6 protein-coding genes and 1 pseudogene are annotated in these 11721 nt (G+C 45.4%); 5 read left to right on the top strand and 2 right to left on the bottom strand.

Annotated elements, in window-relative coordinates; genetic code table 11:
- The first annotated feature begins 50 nt into the window (after positions 1–50).
- Entirely contained in the window at positions 51–3167 is a 3117-nt protein-coding gene (locus V5G28_RS29400) for an S-layer family protein (RefSeq protein WP_336231465.1), read from the top strand.
- A 276-nt stretch (positions 3168–3443) separates the two neighbouring features.
- Here V5G28_RS29400 and V5G28_RS29395 read toward each other — a convergent pair.
- Positions 3444–4067, bottom strand: a pseudogene (locus V5G28_RS29395) (hypothetical protein); the annotation flags it as partial.
- Positions 4068–4167: 100 nt separating this feature from the next.
- Complete coding sequence (locus V5G28_RS29390) at positions 4168–4362, bottom strand: hypothetical protein (RefSeq protein WP_332997308.1); 195 nt, start codon at positions 4360–4362, stop codon at positions 4168–4170.
- 791 nt (positions 4363–5153) lie between these two features.
- On the opposite strand from V5G28_RS29390, the gene V5G28_RS29385 reads away from it, so the two are divergent.
- The 4 genes from V5G28_RS29385 to V5G28_RS29370 all read left to right on the top strand — a co-directional run bounded on the left by V5G28_RS29385 (position 5154) and on the right by V5G28_RS29370 (position 11683).
- The gene (locus tag V5G28_RS29385) at positions 5154–5480 is read left to right on the top strand and encodes a beta/gamma crystallin-related protein (RefSeq protein ID WP_332997306.1); all 327 of its coding nucleotides are present in this window, start codon (positions 5154–5156) and stop codon (positions 5478–5480) included.
- A gap of 498 nt (positions 5481–5978) precedes the next feature.
- Positions 5979–7496 carry a two-partner secretion domain-containing protein gene (locus tag V5G28_RS29380; RefSeq protein ID WP_336231464.1) on the top strand — a complete coding sequence of 506 codons (1518 nt, stop codon included), beginning with the start codon at positions 5979–5981 and terminating at the stop codon, positions 7494–7496.
- 17 nt (positions 7497–7513) lie between these two features.
- Complete coding sequence (locus V5G28_RS29375) at positions 7514–10072, top strand: beta strand repeat-containing protein (protein ID WP_336231463.1); 2559 nt, start codon at positions 7514–7516, stop codon at positions 10070–10072.
- A 60-nt stretch (positions 10073–10132) separates the two neighbouring features.
- Complete coding sequence (locus tag V5G28_RS29370) at positions 10133–11683, top strand: tetratricopeptide repeat protein (RefSeq protein WP_336231462.1); 1551 nt, start codon at positions 10133–10135, stop codon at positions 11681–11683.
- Positions 11684–11721 lie beyond the last annotated feature (38 nt).

Here is an 11721-nt window from a genome sequence, read left to right as displayed (position 1 = left end):
ATTAGTTGTAATGTTTGGTAGGGTCAATACGATAGCTGGTTGAGAAGTAAATGACTACTTCTAATAAGGGTGCTATGTCTGGAATGACTGTATGCTGGCGGCGTTGGAACTGGAAATTGGCGCTAGCGAGTTGGTTAGCGATTGGTGGTGCATACGCCTCCTCTCTCCATTGCGCTTCTGCCCAAATTACCCCCGACGCTACTCTACCTAATAATTCTCGCGTTACAACACAGGGCAATATCAGAATTATTGAAGGTGGAACCCAAGCAGGAAGCAATCTGTTCCACAGTTTTGAACAGTTTTCCGTACCTAATGGGAGTACAGCTTACTTTAACAATGCTCTTGATATTCAGAACATTATTAGCCGGGTAACGGGTAAGTCTATTTCTAATATTGAAGGCACACTTCGAGCTAACGGCACCGCCAACCTGTTTCTGATTAATCCCAACGGGATTATTTTTGGTAAAGATGCCAGTTTAAATGTCGGTGGTTCGTTTGTGGGAACGACAGCAAATGCAATTCAATTTGGAACTCAAGGTTTTTTCAGCGCTACCAATCCAGAAGCACCCTCACCATTGCTGACAATCAATCCATCGGCATTGTTATTCAATCAAATAGTTGCTGGTGCATCGATTCAAAACAGTTCAACAGCACCAGCAGGAGTTGCACCAACAGGTGTAAATACGTCTGGATTACGTGTTCCAGATGGTAAGAATTTGCTGTTGGTAGGTGGTGATATAACGATCGATAGCGGAAGATTAAGAGCCTACGGTGGTCTAGTTGAATTAGGAGGATTGGCTACTTCTGGTACAGTAGAACTTGGTGTAGACGGTAATAATATCAGCTTGAGTTTTCCTACTGAAAGTACCAGGACATCGGTATCTCTAATCAATGGAGCTAATGTAAATGTCTGGGCTGGTGGTGGCGGCAGCATTACTGTCAATGCTAGTAATCTAAACATTACAGGTGGCAGTAGTTTGATTGCTGGTATTGCACCGAGTTTAGGGTCTGTTGGGGCAAAGGCTGGCGATATTACGCTTAATGCTACTGGAGATATAAAGATTGATCGAGGTAGTATCACCAATAATGTTGAACAGCAAGGAATAGGCAATGGTGGAAATATTACTTTATCTTCTAATTCCCTTTCTCTTACCAATCGTGCTCAATTGGCAGCTATTACCTTTGGGCAAGGCAATGTAGGGAATGTAATTATCAATGCGACCAATAGTGTTTCTTTAGATGGTAGAAGTACTATCTTTAGTACTGTAGGAACTCGTTCTGATACCCCGGAACAACGTAATGCGATCAAAGGCAATGGGGGCAATATTCAAATTACAACACCTCAACTTTCTCTTACCAATGGTGCTCAACTGGCGGCAGGCACTTTTGGGCAAGGCGATGTTGGGAATGTAATTATCAATGCGACCAATAGTGTTTCCTTAGATGGTAGCGGAAGTATTATCTTTAGTAGTGTAGGAGATAGGTTTGATAGCCCGGAACAACGTAATGCGATCAAAGGCAATGGGGGCAATATTCAAATTACAACACCTCAACTTTCTCTTACCAATGGTGCTGCATTGGTGGCTAGCACCCTTGGGCAAGGCGATGCTGGGAATGTAATTATCAATGCGACCAATAGTGTTTCCTTAGATGGTAGTTACACAAATAGTAATGGTCAATCTTTTGTCACTGGTATTTTTAGTACTGTAGGAAATGTTTATGATAGCCCGGAACAACGTAATGCGATCAAAGGCAATGGGGGCAATATTCAAATTACAACACTTCAACTTTCTCTTACCAATGGCGCTCAACTGCTAGCTAGCACCTATGGGCAAGGCAATGCTGGGAATGTGACAGTGAATGCACTTGATGGTGTTTCCCTTACAGATGCTACCATCTTTAGCACGGTGGAAGCAGGGGGTGTAGGTAAGGGTGGCAATATCGACATCAATGCTGCAACCCTGTCATTAAAAGATGGCGCTGTACTGAACACCTTTACTCGTGAAGCATCTGATACCCAGCCAGCAGGAAGGGGGGATGCGGGGAATGTCAATGTTAAAGTTAGTGGCTCTGTTGATATTACTGGGGAGAAAAATGGTTTTCCCAGTGGGATCCGCAGCAAGGTGGGAACTGGGATCCAAGGCAATGGGGGTAACATTACTATCGATTCTGGTTCATTCTCATTGCGAGATGGCGGTCTACTTACTGCTGAAACCCTTGGACAAGGGAATGCAGGGACAATTAAAGTTAATGCTGGTGCTAATGTCACCATTTCTGGCAAGAGTTCTAACTTTAACAGCGGCTTGTACGTTTACTCCCAAAGTACGACGGGGACTGCTGGAGATATTACCGTCACCTCACCTAGAGTTACCTTAGACAACGGTGGCACACTCGACGCCCAATCTGGATTGGGTAACGGTGGCGACATCAACTTACAAACTGATTTACTCTTTCTGCGTCGTGGCGCTCAAATTTCCACTACCGCAGGCACGGCACAAGCTGGTGGTGATGGTGGCAATATCACCATCAATGCTCCAAATGGCTTCATCGTTGCCGGAGCAAGGGAAAATAGTGACATCACTGCGAATGCGTATAGTGGCAGTGGTGGGAGAGTCACAATTAACGCTACTGGCATTTATGGTATGACAGTGCGTACTCGTGAAGACTTGGTGAGGCTGCTAGGAACTAACTTAGAGCCTCAACTGCTACCAACAAATGACATCACAGCAATTTCCCAGACAAGTTCGACTTTAAACGGCACTGTAACAGTCAACACCCCAGATGTTGACCCCAACAGTGGATTAGTCAACTTACCAGCCGTACCAGTTGATACCCAAGTAGCACAGGGCTGTACTGCGGGTGGCGCTCAAGCACAAAGCAGTTTTATCATCACCGCACGCGGCGGCTTGCCTCCTAATCCGGGTGAAGCCCTCAGCACTGATGCAGTTCAAGTAGATTTGATAACTCTCAACTCTGAAGTGGATAAACGCTCTACTACAGCAGTTTCCACAACTCCCACTAGCCCTACACCACCTCCAATTGTAGAAGCTACTGGTTGGGTGATTGATGCCAACGGCGATATAATTCTCACAGCGAATGCACCCACTGTCACACCCCATAGTTCTTGGCAAACTCCAACTAAGTGCAGTGCGCCCAAACCTTCTTAAGAATATATAAAGCCGTCAAACGAAGGACGGAGCTTTAGACCCAAATTTTCGGTAAAAATTTTCCAACTATAGTTTACAAATCCCGCTAATCAAATTTGCTTTTGTTCGGTAAAGTTAGAGTTAGTGTCATAAGAAGCTTTCCTTGTATAACTCTGAAACTAGTACAGAGCGGCGTAAATAGGGCAACCATTTAAAATCCCTAAAAAGCTCATTCCATAATACTTTTGACTTTTGACTTTTGACTTTTGACTTCCGCCTTGCGGTACTAGCCTAACTTAAGTTATTTCTGGACACTTGGGTTAAGCTGTTGTGTTGAGTGTGATACAAGTACTTAACAAAGTGATAAACCAGTAGAGCTAGATTGCGTGTTGGTCTCAAGCAATACTCTTCTAAACTGGCAAATAGTAGGACATTCCGTAGTTGTGTATCTGTTGTCAATTTAGAGATACAAGTTATTTGTTGTTGTATATAACTATCACTTTGCAATATTTCTTGGAGTACTTCTTGCAATACATCTAGCATTGTACGCTGGTGCTCGCGACTCATGGCTACCCAAGTCTGAATTTTATTTCGATGTGTCACTGCACTCCCTAAGCGAATTATCAGGTTACGATAAGCATCTTCTCGCTCCTTCCCTAAGTAGCGTTGATGTAAAATACGATAGCGATATTCCATCACTTGAACAGCGATATCCAGATCCTTAGAGTCAAACAGATCAAACCGCTCTACATAGGTTCCCAAAAGCCAGCGAATAATACTTTCCTTAGAAGCCACACTTTGTTCTGGACACTCTGCATCCAGTCGCTTACGCCAATATTGCGCGAGTTTTTCTGCAACCGTTGCTGTAGTGATATTGTACTCCTCAAAAGTATATTTTAAAGTTGGCATAACAATCTCCATTTAGTATCAAAGTTTTCAATTAACTGCTTTCAATTCGCTACATTCTTTCGGCTTCAGCAATACAGGTTTTACACAAGACTCGCCATTTCTTCACAAAGCTTCACCTTCCTCCGTAAATTTTGGAGTGCGATCGCACTCCGACTCCCATACCTGTCAACTTAAGGTGAAAACCAGCATAGAACAAGCTTTTAGAGATTGCCTTGTTCCCAGCCTCAGGCTGGGAATGCCTACTGGCGGCTCTCTCTGCCTGTCTTAACAGCGGCAGAATTGCTTCAACGGTATTTCCAGGTTCCACCTGGAAACGAGATTTTAGAAGGGTTTTAGCTTAAGTTGACACCAATGCCCCACTCCCCAGTACGTGATAGGCGGGCGAGACTAGCGCGAGCGGGCGTTGGTGGTATGGGACGGGCGAGTAATTGTGTAGTAAGTCGTCTGAGGCGGGGTTTTGGGAGTGTTGGGAAGCCGCAGGGAAGGGGCGAGACGCGGCTTAATCCTCTGTGATTGATTCTGAAATATCCCCGTCTTTAAGCTGTTCTCGTAGGGGTGCTAGGTGGGGTACTGCTTACTTTCCTGTATCAAAAGTCCTGGAATTTTACAAATTTTACAAAACTTAGCATTAATCTAGCAAACAGTTATAAATGCGCCTTTTTCAAGTGGTTGTGCTGTGATAAGGCACCATCCTCTATATACAACCAACAAACATAGCTTCAGTTTCAAATTACATCATTTGGACTATCGAGAGACACTACAGTACTTTAATTTGTAAGAGAAAACCTCTTGTTCCTCGAATTTTTAAGGTTTGGCTCATCAAAACATAAGTCATATAGTTATGCATTTTCAATATGTTTTGAAACCTTGTAATAGTAAAGTTAATTTCATAAGATTTATATTATTGAAGTGGGTTTATACATACAGTTAATTGCATTTTTAGGATTTTTTCTTGAAAGCTACTAATTGAGTAAACGAGGAAAAAAATAATATGGTCTACATTTGCAATTTCCTGATTTAATCGAAGGTCAGCGTCATTACCCACAAATCAATAACACTACTTGAAAAACCAACTTGCATATTAATGAAGGAGTCGGTATGAACATTAATGACCCTAGTGTATATTTTGAAGATTTCTCCCCTGACGAGGCTAGTGCTATTAGAGGCGGTGCGGACTTAGAACTTTACAATGGCGACAATTTTAGGGGGCTGTTAGTGGGTACAAACACTAGTATCCGGAATGTAGGTGATACCGCAAATGACCTAACTACCTCAGCTAAAGTTAAGCGTGGTACATGGCGATTATGGACAGGTCAGAATTTCACGGGTACGTCTAGGCTGGTAGGAGTAGGAAATTATCCGAATCTTTACTTTGACGTAGGCTTACCTAACGATTCGATCACATCGGTTGAGCGTGTAACGTAATCTCGTAGAGAACCGAAACCGTGCAGCGCGACTGTCTTTACGTTGAAGCAATCGCAAGCCTGACTTTTCACGTTATGTGGAAAAGGTCATTTTGACGTTTTCTCCAGCCCTTGTTTTTTCGTTGGCTATTATCAATAGCTTAAAGTTATTGATAATCAGCCTGTGGAAAAAGTAACGTAATTTCGTTGGTTAAGGACTTACCGTGAAAAGTCAGATCGCAAGCAGTGGTTAGCGTTAAAGCAGACTTGGTGGGGTTGTGAAAACTGCTTGAGTATTTGAAAAATTAATAACTATTTATATTTCAACCCAAGAGAAATCTTGGGTTTATTTTTTGGAAACCTTTGGAAAAGAGCGGCCTTGAGGTAAGCCAAACAAGCTGTATTGTAACCATTTGTAACTATCTCTGGCAATCCTACGATTTTCTCCCCATCTATTCTGTATCCAGAGTAGGCTGTAGTCCGTTTAACAACTGTTTCTTTATCAAGGCAAGTTTACCAGATGATTACTAGCTGGAAGAATTGGGGCAGTCAATTGGCGCTGGCGAGTTGCGTAATCGTTGGGGGAGCGATCGCCTCTGCAAATTGCGCTTTTGCCCAAATTACCCCGGATGGCACCCTACCGAATAATTCTCGCGTAATAACACAGGACAACATTAGAACTATTGAAGGAGGAACCCAAGCTGGTGGTAACTTGTTTCACAGCTTTCGGGAGTTTTCCGTTCCTACTGGCGGTACTGCTTTCTTCAATAATGCTCAGGGCATTCAGAATATCATCAGCCGGGTAACGGGCGGATCTGTTTCTAATATTGATGGGTTAATCCGCGCTAATGGCACAGCTAACTTGTTTTTGATTAATCCGAATGGGATTGTTTTTGGGCGTAATGCCTCATTGAACATTGGCGGCTCGTTTGTTGCAACTACGGCGAGTAGTTTAAAATTTGCAGATGGCAGTCAGTTTAGTGCAATTGCTGCACAATCTACACCCTTGCTAACTATCAGTGTTCCCATGGGTTTGCAATATGGGGCGAATCCAGGTTCGATTCAGGTGCAGGGTGATGGACAGGGGTTAAGGTCAACATCTGAACTGATTGATACTACATCTGGGCTATGGGTGCAACCGAATCAAACCTTAGCTTTGGTAGGTGGTGATGTCAGTTTAGAAGGGGCAACGCTCAAGACTGCTGGGGGACGCATAGAACTGGGCAGTGTGGGGCATAACAGTTTAGTCAGCCTCACCCCCATCAACAAAGGTTTTGCCTTGGGCTATGATACTGTGCAAAACTTTGGGAACATTCAACTATCCCAACAGGCGGCAGTTGATGCCAGTGGCGCTGGCGGTGGTGATATACAAGTGATGGGTAGGCGCGTTACCCTCACCAATGGTTCACAAATAGAAGCAAGTACTCTGGGAGCAGAACAAGGAGGCAATCTAGTTGTCAATGCTCAGGATTCGGTGCAACTGATTGGTATCTCTGCCGATAGCCAGTTTCCCACTGGCTTGTTTGCTAATGCTTACCCAAGCGCAACAGGAGCGGCTGGAAACCTGAGGATTAACACTCGTGAGTTGCTAGTTCGGGATGGGGGACAAGTTAGCGCTAGCACTTATGGTGCAGGCAATGCAGGGAATCTTACAGTAAGAGCCGACTCTGTGCAATTGATTGGCGCATCTTCTAATGGTCGGTCTCGCAGCAGCTTATTGACTGAAACTTCCAAAAACTCAACAGGAGCGGCGGGAGATCTGACAATTAACACTCGTGAGTTGCTCGCCCAGAATGGAGCGTTTGTCGGTGCTAGAACTTTTGGTGCGGGAAATGCAGGCAATTTGACTGTCAATGCAGATTCTGTGCAACTTACTGGTAATTCTCTTAGTGGTGATGCTAGCGCCTTGATTGCTACATCTGAGGAAGCTGCAACCGGGGCAGCGGGAAACCTGACGATTAACACTAGTAAGTTGAGCCTTGAGGATGGAGCACAAGTCAGTGCTGGAACCTGGGGTCCTTTGAAGGGGGGAACCTGATAGTAACAGCAGATTCTGTGCAAGTGATTGGGATTGGGACATTATCTGTCAGCAGCTTGAATACTAACGCTTTCGCAACTGCAACCGGGGCGGCGGGAAACTTGACAATTAACACTCGTGAGTTGCTAGTTCGGGATGGGGGACAAGTCAGTGCAGGGACCTGGGGTCCTTTAAAGGGGGGAAACCTTACAGTAAGAGCAGATTCTGTGCAAGTGATTGGGGGGACATCAGATCTAAGAAGCAGCTTGAATACTCAAGCTTTCGCAACTGCAACAGGAGCGGCAGGAGACCTGTCAATTAACACTCGTGAGTTGTTAGTTCGGGATGGGGGAGAGGTTAGTGCTAGCACTTATGGTGCAGGAAAGGGGGGTAACATCGACATCACGGCTGGGTCACTGTTTATAACCAATGGCGGTCTGCTTAATGCCAGTACATCAGGACAAGGAGATGCGGGCAGTGTAAATATCAATGCCCGTGATACCGTCTCCTTTAATCGAAGTGGGGCATACAGCACCGTGCAAAATGGAGCTGTAGGTAAAGGTGGCAACATCAACATCACGACTAGGTCACTCTCGTTAACTGATGGCGCTTTCCTAAATAGCAGCACTTTTGGAAGAGGGGATGCGGGCAGTGTGACAATTCAAGCCAGCGGTCCTGTCTCCTTTAACGGGGTGAATAGCACTGGGCAATCTAGTTTTGTTTCCAGCACTGTAGAATCTGGAGCCGTGGGCAATGGTGGCAGCATTAATATCAAAGCTGGATCACTTTCCTTAACCGATGGCGCTAACATCCAAACCCTCGTTCGTGGAGCCTCGTATCATAACAAACTTTCTCCTGGACGTGGGAACGCTGGTAACGTGTCTATTGATGTGCGTGATGCTGTCACTATTGCTGGAATAAATAAGAAGATCGGATACTTCGGTGGTATTGTCAGCAGTGTGAGTCCTGGGGCTGTGGGCGATGGTGGTAGCATTAATATTAAAGCTGGGTCGTTCTCCTTAACTGATGGCGGTACACTGTCGGCTGATACCTTAGGGCAAGGAGAGGGGGGAAATATCAATTTAGATGTTAAAGGTGCAATCTTACTCTCTGGAGGGAGTACTGCTTTTGATACTGGGGAATCCACCAGAATTACCCTAGGTGTAATACCAGGGGCGATAGGTTCAGGGGGAGACCTTTACATCAAGGCTAGTTCTTTAGTAATGACAGACGGCGCTATAGTCAAAGACAGTACCCAGGGACAGGGGAACGCAGGTAATATCTATGTTGATGCTGACGTTGTCGATATCTCAGGAAGTGTTCCCAGTAATGGATTACCTAGTGGATTATTTACCAGTACTACTACCAATGGCAGAGCAGGCGACATTATCATTAATACTCAGACATTCCGGATTGCAGACGGGGCAGCTTTGAGCGCCCGCAGTAAAGGGGATGGGCAGGCTGGCAACATCAGGGTAAATGCCAGTTCATTTGAGGCAACCAACGGCGGGCAACTGGTGACTACAACATTTGGTAAGGGGCAAGCAGGTAATATCTTGATCAATGCCACAGATCGGGTAAGTATCTCTGGTAGCGACCCGAATTACTCCAACCGCATAGCCAAATTTCCCAGTCCTATCAACCCAAGTGTTGCCAACGACATCACAGAAACAGGCGCTACCAGTGGTCTATTTGCTAACACAGAGCCTAACTCCACAGCCCAAGGGGGAGGCATTAAAATTACTACTGGGCAGTTGGTTGTCCAGAATAGAGCTGAAGTAACTGTGAACAGTGCAGGGTTAGGAAATGCAGGCTCACTAACAGTGAATGCTAACTCTATCAAACTAGACACTCAAGGAAAACTCGCAGGTACAACAGCATCGGGCAGGGGCGGAGATATTAGGTTAGATGTACAAGATTTCATCCTCATGCGTAACAATAGTGCGATCGCTACCACGGCTGCCAAAAACGGTAGCGGCGGAAATATTACAATCAATTCCCCATTCATCGTCGCTGTACCCGATGAAAATAGTGATATCGTTGCTAATGCTGAACATGGTCCTGGAGGTAAGATTGAAATCAACGCTACTGGCATTTATGGACTAGAAGAGCGCACCAAGCTATCTGAAGATCCAAAAATAAGTGAGATCAATGCTAGTTCAGAGTTTGGCGCAAACGGCACTGTAGAACTTAACACACCTGATGTAGACCTTAGTCGCGGGTTTGTCAACCTGCCAGCCGTACCAGTTGACACCAAAGTAGCACAGGGCTGTACTGCAGGTGGAAGTCAAGCACAAAGCGAATTTATCATCACCGGACGCGGTGGTTTGCCCCCCAATCCCGGCGATGCCCTCAGCACTGATGCAGTACAGGTAGATCTGATTACTCTCAACCCTGAAGTCGATCAGCCCTCTACGACCGCAGTTTCTACAAATCCCACTAGCCCAACACCAGCTCGTATCGTAGAAGCTACAGGTTGGGTGATTGATGCTGATGGCAACGTGGTACTTACAGCAAATGCATCCACTGTCACGCCCCATAATTCCTGGCAGAAAACAGCGGATTGCCGTGCGTTCAATCAGCAGCCAGGAGGTTGATGAGCGCAAACTGCACTGTTCATTTTAAAGGAAAGACGCAGCACGAGTGAGGGCAAAAACATGGCAAGAAAAAAATTTAGATTCCGTAGAATCAAACGCCTCTTAAGTGTACTGCTGTTTTTGGCTATGTTCTTGGGCGCAGGGTTATTGCTGCCCACTTTCGCACATATGACTGCGGAAACCTCCATTGTTCAAAGCTTGCCCGATGCCCAAAACTTGGTGGAACAGGGAAGAAAATTCTATGAAGCCCAACGGTTTGCTGATGCAGTCACTTCTTGGCAACAGGCTATCTCTGCGTTCAAAGCCAAAGGGGATCAACTCAAACAAGCGATGACACTGGGCAATCTATCATTAGCTTATCAGCAACTTGGACAATCAACTGAGGCTGAAGGTGCGATCGCCCAAAGCCTCAACATATTACAAACCGCCCAAAACACAAAAGAGCGATCGCAAATCCTTGCCCAAGCCCTAGATATTCAAGGTCGCCTGCAATTGGCTCAAAGCAAAGCTCAAGATGCCCTAAATACTTGGCAACAAGCAGTTGACATTTATGCCAAAATAGGCGATGAAAATGCATTAATTCGTAACCGCATAAACCAAGCACAAGCTTTACAAGCCTTGGGGCTTTATCGTCAGGCTCAAAAGACGTTATGCGAAAGTACCCAGCTGTTGCAAAATCAACCAAACTCACCGCTTAAGGTTACAGCATTGCGTAGCCTCGGCAATGTCCTGCGTGTCACGGGTAATTTAGAAGCATCCCGGCAGGGTAATTTAGAAACATCTCCACAGTGTTATTTAAAAACATCCCGGCAAATATTACAACAAAGTTTAGAAATAGCTTACTCGTTGCCAGATAAGCAACCTGTAGCTGATGTTCTGCTGAGTCTAGGCAATACAGCCCGCAGCGAGCAAAAAATCCCAGATGCTATAGAATTCTACCGCCAAGCTGCCAACGCTGCCACTTCACCAAGTATCCGCATCGATGCTCAAATCAATCAACTGAAACTATTGCTGGAAAGCAAGCAAATCACTGCTGTTCAGGCGTTATTGCCCCAAATCCAAACTCAAATTGGCGATTTACCCCCCAGCCGGACAGCAATCTATGCCAGAATTAACTTTGCCGAAACTCTAACGCAACTTAGACAAAATACCAACACAGACACTCCATCATGGGTGGATATTGCCCAACTAGTGTCAAGCGCTGTCCAACAGGCGAAAAGCTTGCAAGATAGACGCACAGAATCTTATGCTCTTGGTGTCCTGGGCAGTCTGTATGAAGAAACCCAGCAGTGGTCCGATGCACAAAACCTCACCCAGCAAGCCCTGTTTATGGCTTCTGCTATTGATGCTAAGGACATTGCCTATCGATGGCAATGGCAACTGGGACGTTTGCTTAAGGCTAGGGGAGATATTAAAGGAGCAGTAGCCACTTACGAACAAGCAGTTAACACCCTCCAGTCTCTCCGCTACGATTTAGTTGCCATCAATCCAGAGGTACAGTTTTCCTTTCGAGAAAAAGTCGAACCAGTTTATCGACAGCTAGTCGAGTTACTTTTGCAACCCCCTTACCAAGGGGGGGCTGGGGGGTACCCAGTCAAGAAAATCTCCTGAAAGCCCGCCAAACAATTGAATCTCTGCAATTAGCAGAA

It is taken from the genome of Scytonema sp. PRP1, from assembly GCF_036697665.2.
Taxonomy (GTDB): Bacteria; Cyanobacteriota; Cyanobacteriia; order Cyanobacteriales; family Nostocaceae; genus Kalymmatonema; species Kalymmatonema gypsitolerans.
The sequence above is the reverse complement of the archived record's forward strand: the minus strand, read 5'-3'. Positions and strand labels throughout refer to the sequence as shown.